The sequence below is a fragment of the Silvimonas sp. JCM 19000 genome (assembly GCF_054652575.1).
In genome coordinates, this window is record NZ_BAAIHC010000009.1 from 78,184 (window position 1) to 100,842 (window position 22,659).

A 22,659-nucleotide genomic window follows, 5' to 3' on the forward strand; every position below is an offset into this window, starting at 1 on the left:
GAAACCGCGTGCAAGCATCACGCCCTGATCCCGACCAGTTGTTGGCGCAATTGCGCGCCGAAACGCCCGAGCGTGGGCGGCTGAAGATTTTTTTTGGCGCCAACGCGGGCGTCGGCAAAACCTTTGCCATGCTGCAACAAGCGCAACGGCAGCGCGCCGATGGCGTCGATGTGCTGGTTGGTCTGGTGGAAACGCACGGCCGCGTCGAGACCGCCGCCTTGCTGGACGGGCTGGACGTGTTGCCGCGCGCCACCTTGCACTGGCGCGGGCACGCGGTGACCGAGTTCGATCTGGATGCGGCGCTGGCGCGCGCGCCGCAATTGATATTGGTGGACGAGCTGGCGCACAGCAATGTACCCGGCAGCCGCCATGCGCGGCGTTGGCAGGATGTGGAAGAACTGCTGGCGGCGGGCATCGACGTTTACACCACTATCAACGTGCAGCATCTGGAAAGTCTGAACGATGTGGTGGGCAGCCTGACCGGCGTGCGTGTGCGCGAGACCGTGCCCGACCATGTGTTTGATGCCGCCACCGAAGTCGCGCTGGTCGATCTGCCGCCCGATGAACTGCTGCAACGGTTGCGCGAAGGCAAGGTATATCTGGCCGACGCGGCCGAGCGCGCGCGCGAGCATTTTTTTCGCAAAGGCAATCTGATCGCTTTGCGCGAACTGGCTTTGCGCCGCACCGCCGACCGCGTCGACGCCGATTTGCGCCGTACGCCTGCGGTCGGAGTAGCGGCCGGTGACACGCTGGCGGTGGCGGTGCCGCCCGGTCCGGCGGGCGAATTGCTGGTGCGCCATGCGGCCAGGCTGGCGGCGCGGCTCAAGACGGCCTGGTTTGCCATCGTGGTTGAAACACCCGCGCTGTTGCGCAACGCCCGGGCCCACGCCAGCGCGCAGCAACATCTGCAACTGGCCAGCACTCTGGGTGCGGAAACCGCCTTGCTCAGCGGGATGGATACCGCGCAAACGCTGGCGCTGTGGTGTGCCGATCGCGGGGTCGGCACCTTGTTGCTGGGGCAGCCGCCGGCACGCTGGTGGCGCCCGAATATGGCCGCGCGTGTGGTCGGCTTTGCGCCGCAACTGGCGGTGCAAACCGTGGCCGTCGATGCGCCGGTGGCATCCCCATGGCAACTGCAACGTCAGCTCCGCCGCCGCTGGAGCGGGGTGGCGTGGGCGCTGGGGGCAGCGGGCCTCAGCACGGTACTGGCAGCGCAACTGAGCCGGGTATTCGATCTGGCCAACGTCATCATGTTGTATCTGCTGGCGGTGCTGTTTGTGTCGGTGCGCTTTGGCCGCCTGGCTGGGGCATTGGCGTCCTTGTTATCGGTGGCGGCGTTTGATTATTTCTTTGTGCCGCCCCGGCTGTCGTTCACGGTGGCCGATACCCAATATCTGCTGACCTTTGCGGTGATGTTGACCGTGGCGCTGACCTTAAGCCAGCTGTCGGCGCGGCTGCGTTTTCAGGCCGACGCCGCCAGCGGCCGTGAACGCCGCACCGCCGCTTTGTATGCGTTGGCGCGCGCGCTGGCCGGTGCCTTGATGCGCGAGCAGGTCACCGAAATCGCGCTGGCGCATCTGGCCCCGCGCTTTAACGGCCAGGTCGGGCTGGCTGTGCCGACGCTGGATGAAAAGCTGGAGCAGGGCGGTGGTATGGCGCTCGATCTGGCGGTGGCCGATTGGGTCTATCGCCACGGCGCCGAAGCGGGGCGTGGCACCGATACCTTGCCCGCAGCGCAGGCGTTTTATCTGCCGCTGACCGCGCCGATGCGGGTGCGCGGCGTGCTGGCCCTGCGCGCCGAGGCCGAAATCGATACCGAGGAACATCGTTTTCTGCAGACTTGCGCGGCGCAAATCGGGCTGGCGCTGGAGCGCGTGCATTTTGTTGAAGTGGCGCAGAACGCCTTGGTCAGCATGGAAGGCGAACGCCTGCGCAATCATCTGCTGGCGGCGATTTCGCACGATTTGCGCACACCGATCACCGTGCTGCTGGGCCTGGCCAGCACGCTGACCGAAAGCCCCTACGCCGCGCCGCCTGCCCGCGCCATCGCACAACAACTCACCGGCGAAATTCGCCGCATGAGCGATCTGGTCAACAACTTGCTGGATATGGCGCGGTTGCAGGCGGGTGAAGTGCAATTGCGCATGGATTGGCAATCGGTGGAAGAGCTGGTCGGCGCCAGCTTGCGAGCATTGGAACTGCGGCTGGAACAACATCCGGTTGAGCTGGCCGTGCCACCCGATTTGCCGCTGGTGGAGTGCGACGCGGTGCTGATGGAGCGCGTGCTGGTCAATCTGATCGACAACGCCATCAAATACACGCCGTTTGGCACCTTGATCCAGATCCGCGCGCAGGCCGCGCCGGGGCAAATGATATTGGAGGTGGTCGACCATGGCCCCGGTTTGCCGCCCGGGCAAGAAGACGCGCTATTCCAGAAATTTGTGCGCGGCCAGAGCGAATCCAACACCACCGGCGTCGGCCTGGGGCTGGCCTTATGCCGCGCCATCGTCGAGGCGCACGGTGGTACGATCAGCGCGCATTCCGGGCATGGCGCCACCTTTCGCGTTGTGCTGCCCCGGCGCGAACTCCCTCCCTTAGCTGATCTGGAAAGCCCGCTGCCATGACCGCCCTGCCTAATGCGCCGACGCTGGTGCTGATCGAAGACGAACCGCAAATCGCCCGTTTTGTGACGATGACGGCAGAAGCGGCCGGCCTGCAACTGTGGCATGCCGCCACGGCACGCCAGGGCCTGGTGGAGGCCGGTACGCGCCAACCCGATCTGATTATTCTTGACCTCGGCTTACCCGATGGCGACGGCGTGGATTTGATCCGTGAAATCCGCGGCTTTAGCGCCGTGCCCATTCTGGTGTTGTCGGCGCGCAGCCAGGAAGCGGACAAGGTCAACGCGCTGGACGCGGGGGCGGATGATTATCTGACCAAGCCCTTCGGCACCAATGAATTGATGGCGCGGGTGCGGGTGTTATTGCGGCGGCATGCACGCGATAGCCAGGGCGGCACGGCGGCACAAACGCTGGGCGATGTCAGCGTCGATCTGGTGGCGCGCACGGTAACGCGCGCGGGGCAGCCGGTGCATTTGACGCCGACGGAATACCGGCTGCTGGCCACGCTGATCCGCCACGCGGGCAAAGTGCTGACGCACCGCCAGTTATTGCTTGAAGTCTGGGGCCCGGCCTATGTAGAGCACAGCCACTATCTGCGCATCTATATGGGCCATTTGCGGCAAAAGCTGGAGGCCGACCCGGCCCGACCGGCGCATTTGCTCACCGAGTCGGGCGTGGGTTACCGGCTGGTGATCTAGCGGACCGGGGCGCACCAGTTGCGCGTGGCGTCGATGCCGCCGTCGGCGGAGCGATAGCCCAGACAACCCAGCACCGAATCGAACAAATCCTGATGCGGCTGTACCGACCCCGCCAGGCTACGCAGGCGCGCAAAATCGGCGGCATGGGCGGGCTGTTGCAAGAACGGCTCCGAGGCCCACACCAGCAGGGGCACGCGCAATTGCTCGGGCGGGGCAATCTGGCGCGGCGTGGCGTGCAGATGGGCGTTTTCGCTGATCGATTCGCCATGGTCGGCGGCATAAAACATCAGTGCACGTTTGCCGCGCAACTGATCAATCACGCGGGAGATGATGTGGTCGGTGTAAAGCACGCTGTTGTCGAAGGCGTTGCGCAATTGCCCCAGGCTGCAGCGCGCTTCACTGGCCAGGCATTCCGGCGTGTAGCGGGCAAAGGCACGCGGATAGCGTTGCGAGTACTGATAATGCGAGCCCTTGGTGTGCAGTACCACCAGGTGTTTGCCCTGCGCATGGCGCGCCAGCGAAGCGGACAGTTCCGGCAGCAAGGAGGCGTCATCAATCGGCTTGCCTTTGTTGCGCGGCTCGGCGGCGATCATTTCGCGATACAGGTACTGCTCAGGCTCGACCTGGTTGTAGAACCAGACCTCACTTTGCATGGCGAACAATTCCGAGCTAAAGCCCAGGTCGTGCAGCACGGCAAAAATATTCTTTTCCTGCAAGGTACGCTGCGCATTGTCGGCGGCACCGCCAGGGCGCACGAACATACAACGTAGCGACAGCTTGGTGGCGGTATCGCACGCTACGCCACGCAGCGCCACCAGATTGGGCTCGGCGGCCAGCAGGGGCGTGGTGGCGCGTGGATAGCCCAACAACTGCATATGATCCCAACGCGTGGTTTCGCCGATGATAAACACCAGGTAGAGCTGGTCGATATCGGCGGGAGGCTGGTAGTTAAATGCGCTGGCCGGGTTGAACAGGGCCGGGCCGTTGTAGCGCTCTTGCAGCGTCATATAGCTGAACAAGGCGGTGGCGCTTAACCAGTTGATGGGCAGATAGCTATAGGCCAGTGTGCCGGCGTAATCGGGTAGATCGGTATTGGCAGCGCGCTCGGCCTGCTTTTGCCAGGCATTCAGCGCGCGCAACGGCAACGCGAGCAGCAGTACCGCCAGCAGAAGTTGCGCCCAGGCGCGCAAAGCGGATTGTTTGTGCCGGCTCTGCTGCAATAGCGTGGCGCGCGAACGGTTCAGTGCAATCAAGGCCAGGGGCAGCACGCCGAACGCCAGCAAGCAGGCGCCAAATTCCAGACTGAGTATTTCAACCGACAGATCAATGTCCGTGGTCAGCACCGAGGCCACCACGCCGTAGCCGATCACCAGCTTGAATTGCTGGATATACCAGGCGGCCGCCACCGAGATCAGCACCACCACGGTGGCCAGCAGCTTGAAGACGCGGCGTCCCGCCAGCGAGAACAGCCGCAGCAACACAAAGTTGAACAGCACCAGCGCGCCCAGCTCCAGCAACATCAGGCCCACGCGCTGCCACGGCTGCCGGAGCGCCGCCATGCTGCCCAGGCGCTGCCACGCCATCGGCAGATTGAGCACAGCGCCGATATATAACGCCAGCAGCATGCATAAAGCCGTACTGGATAAATTGCCCCACCGTTGCATGCGCCGTACTCCAGACTTGAAGAGCGGCGACTATTGCATTGGTGGGGCGGGGTGCAGAATCAGATTGTTCTGATGATGCGGTTGCGACTGAAATTATTTGCTCTGCCGCAAGGCGAATGAGGTCATCAATGTCCGGCGCAGGCCGTTGGTATCCAGCACGGTCTTGTGGATAACGCCGCCAAATTCCTTGCCGTCCGGGCCAAAGAACATGCCTTCGGCGGAATGGAATTCCGGCACGTGTTCTTGCTTGCCGTAGTTGTTGTCATCCGGCTGCATCAGCAGCTTCGCCTCGATGCCGAACTGCTTGGGATCCACATTGAGTGTGCTGCGGCCGGCATCCAGCAGACGCGGTGCGGCGCCAAGGCTGACCGTCATGGTGTTGGTGGCGTAGTCGTAAACGGCGCTGACATTGCTGGTGTAGATCTGGTGCAAATCGGTGTGCGGCGCCGCGGTGCTGTTGCCGCTGTCATCAATGACCACCTGGTAGGCCTCGCCGACATAGGCCACGGTGCCGGTTTTGCCCGCGAAGGCGGTGCGCCAGTTGGGGGTTTCATAACCGGCGGTAGACATGCCCATCTGTGCACTGCCATCGGTGTATTCCCACAGGATGTGTTGCAGCGAGGCATAGGCGGTTGGATTCAGCAGGCGGTAGTCCATACGTTCGGCTCCCATGCGCAAAACGATCTCCGGCGCGGAGACGACCTTGGTGCCCAGGCTGATCGGCGAAGTCCACACCAGTGGCCCCAGGCCATTGTGGCGGCGCATTTCGGTATGCAGCTTTTGCGTGTTGGTCAGCGTGGTGGTGGAGTCGGGGGTGGTGAAAATATTGTTGTAAGGGATGTCGGCGTAGATTTCGGCGTCGCCGATCGTCATATCGCCCAGCACGGCGGTTTGGGCGACCGGGGTGGGCCCGGAATCGGGTAGCTCGACATGCTTGCCGATGCGTTCGTCACCGCCGCCACAAGCGCTGAGCACAGCGCAGGCGAACGGCACAATCAGATAAGACAGGGTAGAACGTTGCACGGTATGGCCCTCGGAATAAGTGATCGCTGGGCGTATGCCGAGCGGAGTGCTTATTGTCCGGAGCCGAGAAAATTGGCGAATAAGACGAGTCTCAAAGTCCTGGCGCACCTGGCCAGGTGGTCGCGGCCGGGGCAATACAAACAAAACGACGCGCCCCGTTGCCGGTGGCGCGTCGTTGATTTTGCGTAAGGTCGAGCTGTTACTTGAGCGCGGCCAGAGCGGAATCGTAGTCCGGCTCGTTCTTGATTTCGGGCACCAGCTCGGAATACAGCACCTGGTCGTTGGCATCGACCACGACCACAGCACGTGCTGCCACGCCCTTGAGCGGACCACCCGCAATGGCCACGCCATAATCGTTAAGGAATTCACGGCCGCGCATGGCCGACAGCGTAACCACATTGGCCAGGCCTTCGGCGCCACAGAAACGCGCTTGCGCAAACGGCAGATCGGCCGAGATGCACAGCACCACGGTGTTTTCCAGTTTCGAGGCGGCTTCGTTGAAACGACGGACCGATGTCGCGCAGGTCGGGGTATCGATGCTCGGGAAGATATTCAGCACTTTGTTCTTGCCGGCAAAGCTGGCCAGCGACACGTCGGCCAGGTCTTTGCCCACCAGCGTAAACGGTTTGGCCGCATCGCCTTTGGCCGGGAAAGCGCCGTCAACCGGAATGGCGTTGCCGCCGAGAGTCACTTGAGACATCTAACGTTCTCCTGGAGTTGGAATTCTGTGGGCGACCCCGGTGGGGCCGCCGTCCTTTGTAGATTTTGTTGGCGCCTTTTTTTGAGCAGCGCTCTGCGCCAGCCTCAGTTCAGCGTGGGCGGACCCACAACCAAATCCGGGCTGGCGGCACTTACGTGCGGCCAGCCCAGGTTATTTCAAGCGCCCAATCTATGACAAATGCATGATCAAATGTACGAGCTCACGCCCTGTCATGCCCCAGCGTCTCAGACCACCAGGCTGGGGTTCTGCGGCACCGGCGGAATCAAGGCTGCGGCCAGCGCTTCGTAATCGGGTTCTTTGTTCAGATCAGAGACCAGTTCGGCATGCACCACATTGTCGTTTACATCCAGTCCGATCAGCGCGGTGGTCATCAAGCCGGACAGCGGCACGTCGGTGATCATGACGCCGTAGTCCTTATGAAAATCACGGCCGCGCAGCGTGGATAACAGCTGGACACGGTGAAAACCTTCTTGCTGGATGATGCGCGACAAGGCGTACGGCGTATCCACCGACACCACCAGCACCACGGTGTTATCGAGCGCCGACGCCACGCCTTCGAGCCGGCGCGCGATGGTCAGGCCGATCGAGGCATCAATGCTGGGGATGACGCCGATGACTTTGCGGCGACCGTAAAAGCGGGAGAGCGGGACATCTTGCAGATTGGTATCGACCAGCATGAAGCTGTGAGCCGGATCACCAACGCGGGGAAAACGACCACCCACGCTGATGGGTGTGCCATTGAGCATAACGGTCGCCATGACGGGCCTCCTTGGGGCGGGTCTTATGTGCCTTCCAGTATGGTATGCCGTCGCGCAATTACAAGCCGGGCGGGCGGCTAGGGATAGAACCAGTTCAGCGTATAACCGGTGGAATGCAGCGCGCCGGCATCGAGTTGCAGAAACACATGCAGCTCATCGTTGACGCCCACTGCGCTGCGTTTCTTTTCATTGGCGGCCAGATATTCGCTGGCCTTGAACACTTTCTTTGCCACCACTTCATCCGCGGCATTGGTCAGCGTCAATTCCAGCGCAGGCAAGGCCTGGTCGTACGGCGCCAGATTGCGCAGCGAGGCCGATAGCTGGATCAGATCCGGCCGATCCGGCACAAACACCAGTTCGGAATATTCATTGCGCAGCAGATTGGCATCGCGCGGCAAGGGCATGGCGCAACCGAGCACGCTACACACGCTCACCAGCGGCGCCCGCAGCCAGGGGAAATCGGTGCTGATGGTATTGCGATAACGCAAGCCGAGTTGCAGCAACAAGGCGGCCAGCAATAACAACACCAACGGGACTAACAAAAAGCGCAGTGGCGAGCGTTGTACGGGCAAGGCCAGCAGCGCGTCATCTTCGGCGGTGTGGATGGGTTGGTACTGGTTAGTCGCCGGCGCCGCAAGCGCAGCAGCAGGCTGGCCATGCACCAGCACCGTGGCCACGGCCTCGGGGGCGGTGGCCGGATCGTGGTCCAGCGCCTCGGCTTCGGCCGCCATCGCCGCCACGGCAGGCACATAGGCATGCTGCAACCAGTCACTGACGGATTCTTCGGCGGCCTGGTCAGCGCCGGGGCGCGCCGCAGATTCGGGCTGCCCATCCGCTTCGGCATTGCTGTGCGACGGGGGCGCGGATGTGCTGGCTGCCAGTAGTTCGGCGTGGGCCGGCATCTGATCGAGCGCATCGCGGTAGGCCGCTTCGATGGCGGCGTTGAATTCATCCAGATGCGCGTCATCGGCGGCCTCAGCGGGCGCGTGATCGGGACTGAGGCTTTCAGTGCGCAGATCAAAGCGTTCGGCTTTGTCCGGAAAAGGTTCGGCTTCGTCGGCGGGTTCGGCTTGCGGCGTGGCTTCGAGCGCGATTTGGGGTGCTGGCGCGGCTGCCGCGAAATCAGGCTCGACGGTGGGTTCCGCTGGCGGCGCCAAGGCAGGCTCGGCTTCGGGGACGAACACCGGCGCGGGTTCTGGCTCCGGCGCAAATACTGGAGCGGGCGCCGGGGCCGGGATGGCAAGCGCTGCCGGCGCTGGCATGGTGATGGCGGGCGCAGCTTCCGCCACCACTGGCGCAGGTGCCGGCGCTTCTTCGAGGCAGTCACGTGCATTAAAGACGAATGCGCATTTGCCGCAGCGCACTTTGCCGCCATGAGCGGCGAGTTGCGTGTCGGAGACCTTGAAGGCGGTGCGGCAGTTGGGGCAGCGCGTGACGTGATTCATAGTGCGCGATTCTAGCCGGTAAACGGGCCGCCGGTCATTAACCCGCAGTGTGATTGCAACGCCAACGCGCACGCCAGGGCCAGCACCTGAGTCAGCTATGCGATCATCGCGGCCATGACGATCCAGCTGACCGCTTCCAGCCTGCCGCCCGTTACACATCGCCGCGTTTTGGGGCTGGCATTACCCATGGCCCTGGCCAATCTGACGCAGCCGCTGCTGGCCGCCGTCGATACCGCCATGGCCGGGCATTTGCCGCAACTGGCGGCGCTGGGCGGCGTGGCTTTGGGCGGCGTGTTTTTCAATTTTGTGCTGTGGGGTTTTGGCTTTTTGCGCATGGGCACCACCGGCCTGGTGGCGCAGGCCCACGGTGCGGGCGACACGCTGGCGTTACGCGATGCGGTGGTGCGCGCCTTGTTGCTGGCGCTGGGCCTCGGCGTGATGGTGATTGCGCTGCGCGGCCCCTTGCTGACGTTGGCGCTGCATTTGCTGGGCGGTTCCGCGGCGGTGCAGGACGCAGCGCGCGCTTATGTGCACGCGCGCATCTGGTCCGCCCCGCTGGCGCTGGCTAACTATGTGGTGCTGGGTTATCTGATCGGCGTGCAGCAGGTGCGGTTGGCGCTGGCGCTGCAGTTATTGATCAATCTGGCCAATGTGGCGGCGGTATTTGCCTTGGTGCGTGGCAGCGGTCTGGGCGTAGCGGGCATCGGCGCCGCGACCGCCATTGCCGATGCGCTGGGCTGTGTGAGTGGACTCATGCTGTTGTGGCAGCAACGCCCGCGCGGCATTGCCCCCGCCTTGCGCGCAGCGCTGTGGCGCGATGGAGCGGCGTGGCGCAGATTGGCGGCGTTAAACCGCGATCTGTTTTTGCGCACGATGCTGCTGCTGGGCGCATTTGGCTGGTTTGCGCACGCGGGCGCCAAAGCGGGCGAGATTACGCTGGCGGCGAATGCTTTGCTGCTTAATTTCCAGACGTTTATGGCATATGGGCTGGACGGCCTGGCGCATGCGGTGGAAGCGCTGACCGGCGAGGCCATCGGCGCACGGGACCGCTCGCGTCTGGTGGCGGCTATCCGCTTGAGCGTGCTGTGGGCTTTGGTGTTGGCGCTGATCTTCAGCGCGCTGTACGCCCTGGCCGGGGCGGGCATCATCAATCTGCTGACCGACCAGACTGCGGTGCGCGCGATGACGCTGCGTTATCTGCCTTGGGCCGTGCTCACGCCGGTGATTTCGGTGTGGGGATTCATGCTGGATGGCGTGTTTATCGGCGCGACGCGCACGCATACGCTGATGCGCTGCATGGCGCTTTGCGTGGCCGCGCTGGCGCTGGGCATGCTGACCTTGCCGCCGCTGTGGGGCAACCATGGGGTATGGCTGGCGCTGATGCTGTTTATGGCGCTGCGCGGCGTAACGCTGGCCACGCAACTACCCCGCTTATTGAGAACGCTGCAGCAATAGGGTGGGTCCAGACCCACCATCCAAAGCCGATTGCGCAGAACCGCGATACTTGGGAATCCTCCCGCTAGACCAGCTAGACCAGCTAGACCAGCTAGACCAGCTAGACCAGCTAGACCAGCTAGACCAGCTAGACCAGCTAGACCAGCTAGACCAGCTAGACCAGCTAGACCAGCGGGGCCCGCCAAACCTGCGGGTGAAACCTACCCATTTCGCGTTCTTCTTGATGGCTCTGGATGGTGGGGCGAGACCCACCCTATGCGGTAATCCGTCGCATTGCCGCCTGCTGAAAGCGCTGCGGCGATAGGGTGGGTCTAGACCCACCATCCAAAGCCAATTGCGCAGAACCACGATACTTGGAAATCCTCCCGCTAGACCAGCTAGACCAGCTAGACCAGCTAGACCAGCGGGGCCCGCCAAACCTGCGGGTGAGACCTACCCATTTCGCGTTCTTCTTGATGGCTCTGGATGGTGGGTCGAGACCCACCCGATGCGGTAATCCGTCGCATTGCCGCCTGCTGAAATCGCTGCGGCGATAGGGTGGGTCAAGACCCACCATCCAAAGCCAATTGCGAGGATCCGAGATACTTGGGAATCCTCCCGCTAGACCCACCCCATGCCGTTATTCGGTGGCTTTGCGGGTGCCGGACAGACACACCCAGCCTTCTTCCGCAGCGGGCGGCAAGAAGTTGAACCACACGCCGTAGATCGCCATCACTTCATCCGCCTGTTCTTCCAGAATGCCCGACAGCGCGATATGCCCGCCAGCATGCACACGGCCGGCCAGCAACGGTGCGAGGGTCTTCAGCGGATTGGTCAGGATATTGGCGATCACCACATCGTACTCACGATGCGGTGCGGCATCGGGCAGATAGAAATCAACCTGCACGCCGTTTTGTTCGGCGTTCTGGCGCGAGGCGATCATCGCTTGCGCGTCGATATCCACGCCATCGGTGGCACCGGCGCCCAGCTTGCGCGCGGCAATCGCCAGGATGCCCGAGCCACAACCATAATCCAGCACGGTTTCGCCGCCGACGATATTGCGATCCAGCCATTTCAGGCACAAACGTGTGGTGGGATGGCTGCCGGTGCCAAAGGCCAGACCGGGGTCGAGCGCGATATTGATGGCGTTGCCGGACGGCGCTTCGTGCCACGTCGGCGTAATCCACAGCCGATCAGAAATACGGATCGGCTCGAATTGTGATTGGGTCAGGCGCACCCAATCCTGATCTTCCACCATGGACACGCTGAATTTCGGCTGGGCCAGCCCGATGGCGTTGGCGGCTGCGGCGACGATAAATTCAGGCGCCATACCTTCATCAAACAGGGCCACTACCACGCTGTGGTCCCACATCTGATCCACCGGTTCGCCGGGTTCGCCAAAGATCGGCTTCTCGTCGGCGGTGCCGGCAGCGGCGTCTTCGATCGAGACAGCAAGCGCGCTCAGATCGAACAAGGCGTCAGACAATGCTTCGGCACGGTTGGAATCAGTTTCAATACGAAGTTCTTGCCAAGGCATGTGCGACCTCAGAGCCAAATGACCATTCTCGCATCGCAGCATTGCTTAAGAAAAGCATGGCGTTAGATGCAGTTGCGGATGCCGCAGCAAATGGAGAGTAGAAAAAACAAAACGGGGCCACAGGGCCCCGTTGCGAGTCACCACCAGCGCGCTTAAGCGTTCTGGGCGGTTTGCGCCTCAACCAGCGCGCGGATTTCCGGCATCTTGTGCTCCAGATAATGGATGCTGGTGCCGCCTTTGATAAATTCGGCGTCGAGCAACAATTGCTGGTGCAGCGGAATGTTGGTGTGGATGCCTTGCACCACCGTTTCTGACAGCGCAATGCGCATGCGGGCCATGGCCTGCTCGCGCGTGTCGCCATAAGTAATGATCTTGCCGATCATCGAGTCATAGTTGGGCGGCACAAAATAGCCTTGGTACACGTGCGAATCCACGCGTACGCCAGGGCCACCGGGCGCATGGTAGCTGGTAATGCGGCCCGGGCTCGGTACAAACTTGAGCGGGTCTTCGGCGTTGATCCGGCATTCCATGGCGTGGCCTTTGAGCTTGACGTCCTTCTGCGTGTAACGCAGTTGTTCGCCCGCAGCCACCCGGATCTGTTCCTGCACGATGTCGATGCCGGTGATCAATTCGGTGACCGGATGTTCCACCTGCACGCGCGTGTTCATTTCAATGAAATAGAACTCGCCATTTTCAAACAGGAACTCGAAAGTGCCCGCACCGCGATAACCAATCTTGCGACACGCTTCGGCGCAGGCTTCACCCACGCGTTTGCGTTGCGCATCGGTAATGCCGGGCGCCGGTGCTTCTTCGATCACTTTCTGGTGACGACGCTGCATGGAGCAATCGCGCTCGCCCAGATAGATGGCGTGACCATGTTGGTCGGCCAGTACCTGGATTTCGATGTGCCGCGGGTTTTGCAGGAATTTCTCCATGTAAACCACGGGGTTACCGAACGCGGATTGCGCTTCGCTCTTGGTCATCTCAACCGAGCGCAGCAATTCTTCTTCAGCATGCACCACGCGCATACCCCGGCCACCACCACCGCCAGCGGCTTTGATGATAACGGGGTAACCCACTTCGCGGCCCAGCTTGAGCACCGAGGCGTCGTCGTCGGGCAGTGCGCCGTCCGAGCCGGGCACGCATGGCACGCCGGCGGCCTTCATGGCGTTTTTGGCCGAAACCTTGTCGCCCATCAGGCGTATCGATTCCGGGGTCGGGCCGATAAAGACAAAGCCCGATTCTTCCACGCGTTGGGCAAAGTCGGCGTTTTCAGACAGAAAACCGTAGCCGGGGTGGATGGCTTCGGCTTCGGTTACTTCGGCCGCGGCGATCAGCGACGGAATATTCAGATAGCTGAGTGCCGACGGGTTCGGCCCGATGCAGACCGATTCATCGGCCAGCTTGACGTACTTGGCTTCGCGGTCGATCTCGGAATGCACGACCACGGTCTTGATGCCCATTTCACGGCAGGCGCGCAGCACGCGCAGCGCAATTTCGCCGCGATTGGCGATCAAAATCTTATTAAACATGGCTCAACTCCGTGAGACGTGAGGGTCTGGCGCGGGATGCCGGCGTCTGCCTTGCACCTCATGCCTCACACTCACAGAATTACCCAATGACAAACAGCGGTTCGCCAAATTCAACCGGCTGGCCGTTCTCAACCAGGATGGCTTTGATCACACCGCTGGTTTCGGCTTCGATTTCGTTGAGCAGTTTCATCGCTTCGATGATGCACAGCGTATCGCCGACATTCACTTGCTGACCGATTTCGACAAAGTTTTTGGCGCCAGGGCTCGGTGCACGATAGTACGTGCCCACCATCGGCGATTTAACCACGGTGCCTTCCAGTGCGGGCGCAGCGGCCGGCAAGGTGGCAACCGGCGCCGCGATGGCGGCGGCGGGCTGTTGCATTAACTGCGGTGCGGCTGATGCGATGTACGTCGGTTGTACCGACTGGGTAACGCGTGTGATGCGTACTTTTTCTTCGCCCTCGGTCACTTCGAGTTCGGCAATGCCCGACTCTTCAACGAGGTCGATCAGCTTTTTGAGTTTGCGCAAGTCCATTGATGGCAACCCTTCTTTGATTTAGAACGTGTTTTGGAATGAAGCGACGCCGTCTCAGGGCGTCTTGACGGGCTGGGACAAGACGAAGGCCAGAGCATATTCATAGCCCCGGGCGCCCAGACCACAGATCACGCCGACGGCGAGATCAGAAAAGAACGAGTGATGCCGGAACGCTTCCCGCGCATGCACATTGGATAAATGCACTTCAACAAACGGTTTTTTCACAGCAGCCAGCGCATCGCGTAGGGCGACACTGGTGTGGGTATAGGCTGCCGGATTGATGATGATGTAATCTGTGCCGTCGTCCAGCGTGGCGTGGATGCGTTCGATCAGCTCGAATTCGCGGTTGGACTGAAACGCCTCCAGGGTAGCCCCTGCGGCTTGAGCTTGTTCGCTCAGGCGGGCATTGATGCTGGCCAGTGTGTCCGCACCGTAATGTTGCGGTTCACGCACGCCCAGCAGGTTGAGGTTGGGGCCGTGCAAAACCAGTACTTTACGGCTGTGCGTCATGGTCTCCCCGGATCGAGTGTTCCCTGTCATCGGCGGGAGTTTGCCGAGGCAACCCCACCTTGTCTAGTAAATTCGGCGAAATTACCGGCATTTTCGCGCTAAAACGCTCGTTTGAAAGGGTGTTTGAATCAACACCGGCGCGGGCTGCGCGCGGGTGACGCTGGTATACTCGCGCCATTTGAAAATTGCTGGATTAGAAGCACCTTATGCAGTTATCTGACTTTGATTACCACTTGCCCGAGCATCTGATCGCGCAATTTCCGCCTGAAGTGCGCGGTGGCAGCCGCTTGTTGCATGTGGCCGGCGCCACACTCGAAGACCGCATGTTCGCCGATCTTGTGCACTATCTGCGGGCAGGCGATGTGCTGGTGTTTAACGACACGCGCGTGATCAAGGCGCGTTTGTTTGGCCAGAAAGAGAGTGGCGGCCAGGTCGAGGCGCTGGTTGAGCGCGTGATCGATGCCCATCATGCACTGGCACATATCCGCGCCAGCAAATCGCCCAAGCCGGGCAGCCGTATCATCTTTAATGGTGACCACGTCGCCACCATGGTCGAACGCCAGGGCGAGTTGTTCTTGCTGCAGTTCGCAGCAGAAACGCCGGTGTTCGATATTCTTGAGCAAGCGGGCCAGTTGCCGCTGCCGCCCTATATCACGCATGTACCGGACGACGAAGATGCCAAGCGCTATCAAACCGTCTATGCCCGTGATCCCGGCGCCGTCGCCGCACCCACTGCCGGCCTGCACTTTACCGATGAGTTGCTGCAACAGGTGCGGCAGCTGGGCGTGCACACCGCGTTTTTGACCTTGCACGTTGGTGCCGGCACGTTTCAGCCGGTCCGGGTCGAGAACGTGGCCGAGCACAAAATGCATCATGAGCGTTACAGCATCGCGCCCGAAACCGTCGCTCTATTAAAACGCGTGCGCGCGGAAGGCGGCCGCATCATCGCCGTCGGTACCACTTCTTTGCGTGCGCTAGAGGCCGCCAGCCAGCAAGCATTTTTAGGCGAGCCGCAGGGCGATACCGATATTTTCATTACCCCCGGCTACCAGTTCAAAGTGGTCGACCGCCTGGTGACCAATTTCCATCTGCCCAAATCCACCCTGTTGATGCTGGTGGCGGCCTTTGCCGGCTTCGACACCATGCGCGCGGCCTATGCGCACGCAGTGGCGGCGGAATATCGCTTCTTTAGTTATGGCGATGCGATGTTGCTGGAAAAGCAAAGCAACTGAACACGCTAACGGCAAGTAGTCGGGCACCATCCCTCCGCATTTTCACCCACATGCATCGGACTGTTTTCCGGTAGCAAGGAGCAATACAGCAATGGCAACAACCTTTAACGGCCTCGATTTTGAGCTGAAGGCCACCAGTGGCGGCGCGCGGCGCGGCCAGGTCACGCTTAACCACGGCGTGGTGCAAACGCCGGTATTCATGCCGGTGGGCACCTATGGCACGGTCAAGGCGATGACGCCGCGCGATTTGAACGAGATCGAAGCCCAGATCATCCTCGGAAACACCTTCCACCTGTGGTTGCGCCCGGGCGTCGACATCATCGGCCAGTACGGCGGCCTGCATGCCTTTATGGGCTGGGACAAACCCATCCTGACCGATAGCGGTGGCTTTCAGGTATTCAGCCTTGGCGAGTTGCGCAAGATCACCGAAGAAGGCGTCAAGTTCCAGAGCCCGGTCAATGGCGACAAGCTGTTTTTGACGCCGGAAGAATCGATGCGCATCCAGCGCGCGCTCAATTCCGATGTCGTAATGATTTTTGATGAATGCACGCCGTACCCGGCCACGCGCCAGGAAGCCGCGGATTCGATGCGGATGTCGGCCCGCTGGGCCCGCCGTTCGCGCGACGAGTTTGATCGGCTGGAAAACCCGAATGCGCTGTTCGGCATCGTGCAGGGCGGTATGTATGAAGACCTGCGCAATGAATCGCTGGCCGGGCTGGATGAGATCGGCTTTCATGGCATGGCCATCGGCGGTTTGTCGGTGGGCGAGCCGCGTGAAGAGTTCTATCGCGTGCTGGCGCACACCGCCCCACGGTTACCGGTACACAAACCGCGTTATTTGATGGGCGTGGGTACGCCGGAAGATCTGGTGTACGGCGTAAGCCAGGGCATCGATATGTTCGACTGCGTCATGCCGACGCGTAATGCGCGCAACGGCATGCTGTTTACCCGTTACGGCGATATCAAGATCAAGAACGCGCGCCATCGCACCGATACCCGTCCGCTCGACGAAACCTGCGATTGCTACGCCTGCCGCAATTTCAGCCGCGGCTATCTGCACCATTTGTTCCGCGCTGGCGAAATCCTTGGCGCTCAGCTCAATACCATCCATAACCTGCGCTACTACCAGATCCTGATGGCCGAGATGCGTGACGCGATCGAAGCGGATGCCTTCCCGGCGTTTGTGGCGAAGTTCCACAGCGATCGGGCCCGCGGCACCGAATAAGCCCGGCCGCAACGGGAACTGATTGCCCGGGGCAAACGTCTGACACGCGCCGCTCATCCGGCCCCCGGTGCACCATTCCTGATACGGGCGGCTACCCGTGATGGATTTACCTCAGGTCGCGGGCTAGAATGGGCGGCTTTCGCGTACCGCTTTATTTAATTTACAAATACGGAAGACTCACCACTATGTCGTTTTCGCTGATTCCTAGCGCGTTTGCCGCTGACGCAGCCGCCGCACCTGCTGGCCCTCTGGGCAGCCTGATGTCGTTCCTGCCGATGATCGTGATCTTCGTGCTGTTCTATTTTCTGTTGATCCGTCCGCAGCAAAAACGCGCTAAAGAAACCCAGGCCATGCTGCAAGCACTGCAGAAGGGCGAAGAAGTGGTGACCACCGGCGGCCTCGTGGGCCGTATCACCAAAACGACCGACCAGTTTCTGACCATCGAACTGGCTGACGGTGTTGAAGTGCTGGTCCAGCGCGGTGCAATCACGCAGCGCCTGGAAAAAGGCACCATCAAAAACAACAAATAAGTAACCCCGATGAGCGGCAGCAAGACTGCCGCTTGTCTTACCGGCTCTGAACATGAACCGTTATCCGTTGTGGAAATACTTTCTGATCGTGGTCTCCCTCGTGGTGGCCGTGCTCTACACGCTGCCCAACCTGTTTGGCGAAAGCCCGGCGGTGCAGATCTCGACCGCGCGCTCGTCCGCCAAGGTGGATGATGCGTTGCAAGCGCGTGCGCTGGCCGCGATCAAACAGGCTGGCCTGACCCCCGAAGCCACGATTGCTGATGCCAATTCGGTCAAATACCGCTTCAAGGACACCGACGCGCAACTCAAAGCCAAAGACGCCGTGCAAGCTGCGGTGGGCGATGACTATTCGGTGGCGCTGAACCTGTTGCCGCAGACGCCGCAATGGCTGATCTCGCTGCACGCCAAGCCGATGTCGCTGGGCCTGGATTTGCGCGGCGGCGTGCATTTCTTGTTGGAAGTCGACATGAATGCGGCGCTGGGCAAGCAACTGGACAAGACCGCTGGCGATATCAAGCGCGAACTGCGCGATCGCAAGATCCGCTACGGCAAAATCAGCCGGGTGCGTGATTCGGTGGTGGTGCAATTGCGTGATGCGCAAACGGTCGATGACGCCGCCAACGCGCTGCGTACGGCGCTGCCGGCCCTGGCCCTGGAACAATCGAAAGCGGCCGACAACTACACGGTAACGGTGACTTTTACCCCGCAAGGTCTGCAACAACTGAAGTCCGATGCGGTTAAACAGAACATTACTACGCTGCACAACCGGGTGAATGAACTCGGCGTGAGCGAGCCGGTGATCCAGCAGCAAGGCGAAGGCCGCATCGTGGTCGAACTGCCGGGCGTGCAGGACACGGCCAAGGCCAAAGATATTCTGGGCCGTACCGCGACGCTGGAAGTGCGCATGGTGGATAGCGACCCGAGTCATATCGACGCTGCGCTCAAAGGCAATCCGCCCGAAGGCACCGAGCTGTTGCCGGAACAAGGCAGCCGTGGCAATGGCGTGATCCTGGTCAAAAAAGACGTGGAACTGACGGGCGATAACATCAACGATGCGCAAGCAGGCTTTGATGACCACAGCCAACCCGCTGTGCATTTGAATCTGGATTCGGCCGGCTCTTCAATCTTTGGCACGCTGACCCGTGAAAACGTCGGCAAGCGCATGGCCATGATCCTGGTGGAGAAGGGTAAGGGCGAAGTCGTTACCGCGCCGACCATCAACAGCGAGATTACTGGCGGCCGTGTGCAGATTTCTGGCGCGATGACTTCGCAAGAAGCCAATGACACCGCGCTGCTGTTGCGCGCTGGTTCGCTGGCTGCGCCGATGAATATTGTGGAAGAACGCACCATCGGCCCGAGCCTGGGTAAAGACAATATCGAAAAAGGCTTCCACTCCACGCTGTATGGTTTCCTCGCCGTCGCCGTATTCATGATGATTTACTACCGCGTGTTCGGCGTGGTGTCTGCCATCTCGCTGGCGTGCAACCTGTTGTTCTTGCTGGCCTTGCTGTCGATGCTGGGCGTAAGCCTGACGCTGCCGGGCATCGCGGCAATCGCGCTGACGCTGGGTATGGCCATCGACTCCAACGTGCTGATCAACGAGCGGGTGCGTGAAGAAATGCGCAATGGCATGACGCCGCATATGTCCATCCAGAACGGCTACGCCCATGCGTTTGCCACCATTCTGGATTCGAACGTCACCACCCTGATTGCCGGTCTGGCCCTGCTGATCTTTGGCTCAGGTGCCGTGCGCGGTTTTGCCTGGGTGCATTGCATCGGCATCGTGACCTCCATGTACAGCGCCGTATTTGTTTCGCGCGGCCTGATCAATCTGATTTACGGCTATCGCCGCCGTTTGTCCTCGCTGGCCGTGTAAGCGAGGGGAGCTGAAAATGATCGAGTTCTTTCATGTAAAACGCGATATCCCGTTTATGAGCTATGGCAAGCTCACCACGGCGATTTCGCTGGTCACCTTTCTGGTGGCGGTGTTCTTCCTGGGTTACAAGGGTCTGAACTTCGGTGTGGAATTCACCGGTGGTACGGTGATGGAGCTGCAATACGGCCAAAGCGCGGATCTGAACCAGATTCGTGATTCGGTCAGCGCCATGAAATACGGCGACCCGCAAGTACAAGCGCTGGGCACCACGCGGGACGTGATGGTGCGTCTGCCTGCCACCCGGCTGCACACCGCGGCGCAGATTTCCGATGCCGTACTGGCCACGCTGAAGAAAGATCGCCCCGATGTGCAAATGCGCCGCGTCGAGTTTATCGGCCCGTCGGTGGGCGATGAACTGGTGTCGCACGGGATTACCGCGTTGGTGCTGGTTTGCGTGGGTATTGTTGCCTATCTGGCAGTGCGCTTTGAATGGCGCTTTGCGGTATCGGCCATCCTCGCCAACATGCATGACGTGGTCATCATCCTGGGCTTCTTTGCGTTCTTTCAATGGGAGTTCACGCTGACGGTGCTGGCTGCGGTGCTGGCTGTGCTGGGCTACTCCGTCAACGAATCGGTGGTGGTGTTTGACCGGATTCGCGAGAACTTCCGCAAGCCGCAAATGCGCGGTCGTGAAGTGCCCGCCATCATCGACAACGCCATTACCGCCACCATGAGCCGGACCATCATTACCCACGGTTCGACCGAAGTGATGGTGCTTTCCATGCTTATTTTTGGTGGTCCTGCATTACATGGGTTTGCCACGGCGCTTACAATTGGTATTCTGTTCGGTATCTATTCGTCAGTGCTCGTTGCGTCGCCGCTTCTACTGATGTTTGGGGTAACGCGCGAAAACATGATCAAACCGGTCAAAGTGAAACAAGAAGCCGTGGTCTGATTTTTGCTCTGCATTATTTGCTCCCGCCAGGTCTGCACTAAGGATCGTGGGGCAAATAGATGTTACCGACGCCGGCGGCCATCGCCGGCGTTTTTTACGTCATTACGGAGTCAAATCATGGAATTCAGTCCCATCGACATCTTTCTGCACCTCGACGTTTACCTGGCCCAACTGGTGCAGCAATACGGTACCGGTGTTTACGCTTTGTTGTTTGGCGTCATCTTCTGCGAAACCGGTCTGGTGGTTCTACCGTTCTTGCCGGGCGACTCGCTGCTGTTTGTGGGCGGTGCCGTGGCCGCACTGGGCGGCATGGACCCGTTTGTGCTGGCCACCACGCTGATGGCCGCGGCTATTCTTGGCGACAGTACCAACTACCTGATCGGCCGCCTGCTGGGTGAAAAACTGTTCAGCAACCCCAACTCAAAAATCTTCCGCCGCGATTATCTGAACCGCACCCATGAATTTTATGAACGCCATGGCGGCAAGACCGTTACGCTGGCGCGCTTTGTGCCCATCGTGCGGACGTTCGCACCGTTTGTGGCGGGCGTGGGCCATATGAACTATCTGCGTTTCCTGGCCTTTAGCGTGGCGGGCACCGTGGCATGGGTGGGTGGACTGGTGGCGCTGGGTTATTTCTTTGGCAACATCACGTTTATCAAACAGAATCTGTCCATCATGATCATCAGCATCGTGGCACTCTCGTTCGTGCCGATGATGCTGCAAGTAGCACGTCATAAATTAGGTAAGGCATGACCGAAGCGTTTTACACCGACAAGACTGCAGTCCGTGCTGCATTCGATAAAGCCGCCACCACTTACGATGCGGCGGCTTTTCTGCAGCGCGAAATCGCCCAGCGCATGGGCGAACGTTTGCAATACATCCGGGTGCAACCCGAGCGCGTGCTCGATGCAGGCTGTGGCACCGGCTACGCCAGCGCCATGCTGCGTGAGCGTTATCCGCAAAGCCGACTGCTTGAACTGGACCTGGCGCCCGGCATGTTGCGCGTGGCGCGTGACCAGCGCAGTGGCCTGAAAGCGCTGTTTGACCGGCGCAAGCCGCTGCAGCTGTGTGGCGATATCGAAGCACTGCCACTGGCCACGGCATCGGTGGACCTGATCTGGTCCAATCTGGCGCTGCAGTGGTGCAACACCCCTGACGCGGCATTCAAGGAATTCCTGCGTGTACTCAAGCCAGGCGGCTTGCTGATGTTTTCCACGCTGGGCCCGGATACGCTCAAAGAGTTGCGTGCCGCCTTTGCCGATGTCGACGGCGCCACCCACGTCAATCACTTTATCGATATGCACGATCTGGGCGATGCGCTGGTCAACAGCGGCTTTGCCACGCCGGTCATGGATATGGAATACATCACCTTGACCTATCCTGAACTCAAGCCGCTGTTGGCTGATCTCAAGGGGATTGGTGCGCAGAACGCGACGCTGGGCCGCCGCAGTGGCCTGATGGGCAAGTCGACATGGCAACGCATGGTGGCGTCGTACGAACGCTTCCGCCGCGATGGCGAGCTGCCAGCCACCTATGAGGTGGTCTATGGTCATGCATGGAAGCCCGAAATTGCGCCGCCGCAAAAACGCGCTGATGGCAGCCAGGTGATTGAATTCCGTCCGCGAGGCCAGGCGTGAGCGCCGCGCGCGGCTGGTTTATTACCGGCACCGATACCGAAGTAGGCAAAACCGTGGCGACGGCGCAATTGCTGCGCGCCTTTGTGGCCAATGGCTATGCCACGGCGGCGATGAAGCCGGTGGCGTCCGGTTGCGAAGTGCGGCTAGACGCTCAGGGGAATGAATACTGGTGGAACGCGGACGTCGCGGCCCATGCCGAGGCCAGTAATTTGAACTTGCCCGCGACGCTGACCAATCCGTACCGCTTTTTGCCGCCCATCTCGCCACATCTCGCGGCACGCGATGCCGGGATCGAGGTCTCGTTGTCGCATTTGCTCGATTGTGCGCAGCAGATCGCGGCGCAGTCGGACGTGATGTTGGTGGAAGGCGCAGGCGGTTGGTTGGCGCCTCTTAACGAAACGGCCAGCATGGCGGATCTGGCCAGCGCCTTGGGTTTTCCGGTGATTCTGGTGGTCGGGATGCGCCTGGGTTGTATCAACCATGCTTTGCTGACGGTGCAAGCGATTGCGGCGCAAGGGGTGCCGCTGGCGGGATGGATTGCCAACCAGGTGGATCCGGCCATGTCACGTTACCCGGAGAATCTGGCTACCTTGCAACAACGCATCGCCGCACCCTTACTGGGTGAAATACGCCACAGTCCGCAGGCATTGACGCAGCGGCTGTCGGACGAAACCGTGCGCTCGCTAGTCTGAATGCTTGCGTAAGAATTTTAGGCGGCGCACACTG

The 22,659-nt window shown here is 60.8% G+C and carries 20 protein-coding genes; 11 read left to right on the forward strand and 9 right to left on the reverse strand.

Annotated features, from left to right (window positions below; translation table 11 throughout):
* Positions 1–8 precede the first annotated feature (8 nt).
* Positions 9–2,624, forward strand: coding sequence for a DUF4118 domain-containing protein (locus ACYQ1A_RS10400; RefSeq protein ID WP_499361967.1), 2,616 nt, complete (start codon positions 9–11; stop codon positions 2,622–2,624).
* Positions 2,621–3,319, forward strand: a complete 699-nt coding sequence (kdpE, locus tag ACYQ1A_RS10405) for a two-component system response regulator KdpE (protein WP_499361968.1) — start codon at positions 2,621–2,623, stop codon at positions 3,317–3,319. Before ACYQ1A_RS10400 ends, kdpE begins: the two co-directional genes overlap by 4 nt.
* On the opposite strand, the gene eptB is transcribed toward kdpE, so the two are convergent.
* The 5 genes from eptB to ACYQ1A_RS10430 form a co-directional block, all read right to left on the reverse strand.
* On the reverse strand, positions 3,316–4,983 hold the full coding sequence (eptB, locus tag ACYQ1A_RS10410) for a kdo(2)-lipid A phosphoethanolamine 7''-transferase (RefSeq protein WP_499361969.1): 1,668 nt from the start codon (positions 4,981–4,983) through the stop codon (positions 3,316–3,318). The genes kdpE and eptB overlap by 4 nt on opposite strands.
* A gap of 93 nt (positions 4,984–5,076) precedes the next feature.
* Entirely contained in the window at positions 5,077–6,006 is a 930-nt protein-coding gene (locus tag ACYQ1A_RS10415) for a HupA family protein (RefSeq protein WP_062225142.1), read from the reverse strand.
* Between the two features lie 199 nt (positions 6,007–6,205).
* Positions 6,206–6,706: a thiol peroxidase gene (gene tpx / locus ACYQ1A_RS10420; protein WP_062225143.1), complete on the reverse strand. Its 501-nt coding sequence runs from the start codon at positions 6,704–6,706 to the stop codon at positions 6,206–6,208.
* A 245-nt stretch (positions 6,707–6,951) separates the two neighbouring features.
* Positions 6,952–7,485 (reverse strand): thiol peroxidase, encoded by a 534-nt coding sequence (gene tpx / locus ACYQ1A_RS10425; RefSeq protein ID WP_062225144.1) that lies wholly within the window; start codon positions 7,483–7,485, stop codon positions 6,952–6,954.
* A gap of 77 nt (positions 7,486–7,562) precedes the next feature.
* The gene (locus tag ACYQ1A_RS10430) at positions 7,563–8,930 is read right to left on the reverse strand and encodes a DUF3426 domain-containing protein (RefSeq protein ID WP_499361970.1); all 1,368 of its coding nucleotides are present in this window, start codon (positions 8,928–8,930) and stop codon (positions 7,563–7,565) included.
* A 186-nt stretch (positions 8,931–9,116) separates the two neighbouring features.
* On the opposite strand from ACYQ1A_RS10430, the gene ACYQ1A_RS10435 reads away from it, so the two are divergent.
* Positions 9,117–10,385 carry an MATE family efflux transporter gene (locus ACYQ1A_RS10435; protein WP_499361971.1) on the forward strand — a complete coding sequence of 423 codons (1,269 nt, stop codon included), beginning with the start codon at positions 9,117–9,119 and terminating at the stop codon, positions 10,383–10,385.
* A 619-nt stretch (positions 10,386–11,004) separates the two neighbouring features.
* Here ACYQ1A_RS10435 and prmA read toward each other — a convergent pair.
* The 4 genes from prmA to aroQ all read right to left on the reverse strand — a co-directional run bounded on the left by prmA (position 11,005) and on the right by aroQ (position 14,478).
* Positions 11,005–11,901 carry a 50S ribosomal protein L11 methyltransferase gene (prmA, locus tag ACYQ1A_RS10440; RefSeq protein ID WP_499361972.1) on the reverse strand — a complete coding sequence of 299 codons (897 nt, stop codon included), beginning with the start codon at positions 11,899–11,901 and terminating at the stop codon, positions 11,005–11,007.
* Between the two features lie 152 nt (positions 11,902–12,053).
* Positions 12,054–13,433 (reverse strand): acetyl-CoA carboxylase biotin carboxylase subunit, encoded by a 1,380-nt coding sequence (accC, locus tag ACYQ1A_RS10445; RefSeq protein ID WP_499361973.1) that lies wholly within the window; start codon positions 13,431–13,433, stop codon positions 12,054–12,056.
* Positions 13,434–13,512: 79 nt separating this feature from the next.
* Positions 13,513–13,968, reverse strand: coding sequence for an acetyl-CoA carboxylase biotin carboxyl carrier protein (accB, locus tag ACYQ1A_RS10450; RefSeq protein ID WP_053937343.1), 456 nt, complete (start codon positions 13,966–13,968; stop codon positions 13,513–13,515).
* A 54-nt stretch (positions 13,969–14,022) separates the two neighbouring features.
* Positions 14,023–14,478, reverse strand: a complete 456-nt coding sequence (gene aroQ / locus ACYQ1A_RS10455) for a type II 3-dehydroquinate dehydratase (RefSeq protein ID WP_499361974.1) — start codon at positions 14,476–14,478, stop codon at positions 14,023–14,025.
* Positions 14,479–14,684: 206 nt separating this feature from the next.
* Here aroQ and queA point away from each other — a divergent pair, with 206 nt between their 5' ends.
* The 8 genes from queA (at position 14,685) to bioD (ending at position 22,625) form a co-directional block, all read left to right on the forward strand.
* Positions 14,685–15,710 carry a tRNA preQ1(34) S-adenosylmethionine ribosyltransferase-isomerase QueA gene (gene queA, locus ACYQ1A_RS10460; RefSeq protein ID WP_499361975.1) on the forward strand — a complete coding sequence of 342 codons (1,026 nt, stop codon included), beginning with the start codon at positions 14,685–14,687 and terminating at the stop codon, positions 15,708–15,710.
* Between the two features lie 91 nt (positions 15,711–15,801).
* The gene (gene tgt, locus ACYQ1A_RS10465) at positions 15,802–16,935 is read left to right on the forward strand and encodes a tRNA guanosine(34) transglycosylase Tgt (RefSeq protein ID WP_499361976.1); all 1,134 of its coding nucleotides are present in this window, start codon (positions 15,802–15,804) and stop codon (positions 16,933–16,935) included.
* Between the two features lie 185 nt (positions 16,936–17,120).
* Positions 17,121–17,465, forward strand: coding sequence for a preprotein translocase subunit YajC (gene yajC, locus ACYQ1A_RS10470; RefSeq protein ID WP_499361977.1), 345 nt, complete (start codon positions 17,121–17,123; stop codon positions 17,463–17,465).
* Between the two features lie 52 nt (positions 17,466–17,517).
* Positions 17,518–19,341 (forward strand): protein translocase subunit SecD, encoded by a 1,824-nt coding sequence (secD, locus tag ACYQ1A_RS10475; RefSeq protein ID WP_499361978.1) that lies wholly within the window; start codon positions 17,518–17,520, stop codon positions 19,339–19,341.
* A 19-nt stretch (positions 19,342–19,360) separates the two neighbouring features.
* Positions 19,361–20,296, forward strand: coding sequence for a protein translocase subunit SecF (gene secF / locus ACYQ1A_RS10480; protein WP_499362028.1), 936 nt, complete (start codon positions 19,361–19,363; stop codon positions 20,294–20,296).
* Positions 20,297–20,413: 117 nt separating this feature from the next.
* Positions 20,414–21,049, forward strand: coding sequence for a DedA family protein (locus ACYQ1A_RS10485; protein ID WP_499361979.1), 636 nt, complete (start codon positions 20,414–20,416; stop codon positions 21,047–21,049).
* Positions 21,046–21,933 (forward strand): malonyl-ACP O-methyltransferase BioC, encoded by an 888-nt coding sequence (bioC, locus tag ACYQ1A_RS10490; protein WP_062222797.1) that lies wholly within the window; start codon positions 21,046–21,048, stop codon positions 21,931–21,933. The genes ACYQ1A_RS10485 and bioC overlap by 4 nt, the downstream gene beginning before the upstream one ends.
* Positions 21,930–22,625 (forward strand): dethiobiotin synthase, encoded by a 696-nt coding sequence (bioD, locus tag ACYQ1A_RS10495; protein ID WP_499361980.1) that lies wholly within the window; start codon positions 21,930–21,932, stop codon positions 22,623–22,625. Before bioC ends, bioD begins: the two co-directional genes overlap by 4 nt.
* Positions 22,626–22,659: the final 34 nt, after the last annotated feature.

Bases quoted from the DNA above. Each gene is read 5' to 3' on its own strand.
- accC (WP_499361973.1), bottom strand. From the start codon at position 13,433: ATGTTTAATAAGATTTTGATCGCCAATCGCGGCGAAATTGCGCTGCGC.
- bioC (WP_062222797.1), top strand. From the start codon at position 21,046: ATGACCGAAGCGTTTTACACCGACAAGACTGCAGTCCGTGCTGCATTC.
- ACYQ1A_RS10485 (WP_499361979.1), top strand. From the start codon at position 20,414: ATGGAATTCAGTCCCATCGACATCTTTCTGCACCTCGACGTTTACCTG.
- tpx (WP_062225143.1), bottom strand. From the start codon at position 6,706: ATGTCTCAAGTGACTCTCGGCGGCAACGCCATTCCGGTTGACGGCGCT.
- accB (WP_053937343.1), bottom strand. From the start codon at position 13,968: ATGGACTTGCGCAAACTCAAAAAGCTGATCGACCTCGTTGAAGAGTCG.
- ACYQ1A_RS10430 (WP_499361970.1), bottom strand. From the start codon at position 8,930: ATGAATCACGTCACGCGCTGCCCCAACTGCCGCACCGCCTTCAAGGTC.
- yajC (WP_499361977.1), top strand. From the start codon at position 17,121: ATGTCGTTTTCGCTGATTCCTAGCGCGTTTGCCGCTGACGCAGCCGCC.
- queA (WP_499361975.1), top strand. From the start codon at position 14,685: ATGCAGTTATCTGACTTTGATTACCACTTGCCCGAGCATCTGATCGCG.
- tgt (WP_499361976.1), top strand. From the start codon at position 15,802: ATGGCAACAACCTTTAACGGCCTCGATTTTGAGCTGAAGGCCACCAGT.
- ACYQ1A_RS10435 (WP_499361971.1), top strand. From the start codon at position 9,117: ATGGCCCTGGCCAATCTGACGCAGCCGCTGCTGGCCGCCGTCGATACC.
- tpx (WP_062225144.1), bottom strand. From the start codon at position 7,485: ATGGCGACCGTTATGCTCAATGGCACACCCATCAGCGTGGGTGGTCGT.
- kdpE (WP_499361968.1), top strand. From the start codon at position 2,621: ATGACCGCCCTGCCTAATGCGCCGACGCTGGTGCTGATCGAAGACGAA.
- aroQ (WP_499361974.1), bottom strand. From the start codon at position 14,478: ATGACGCACAGCCGTAAAGTACTGGTTTTGCACGGCCCCAACCTCAAC.
- secD (WP_499361978.1), top strand. From the start codon at position 17,518: ATGAACCGTTATCCGTTGTGGAAATACTTTCTGATCGTGGTCTCCCTC.
- prmA (WP_499361972.1), bottom strand. From the start codon at position 11,901: ATGCCTTGGCAAGAACTTCGTATTGAAACTGATTCCAACCGTGCCGAA.
- eptB (WP_499361969.1), bottom strand. From the start codon at position 4,983: ATGCAACGGTGGGGCAATTTATCCAGTACGGCTTTATGCATGCTGCTG.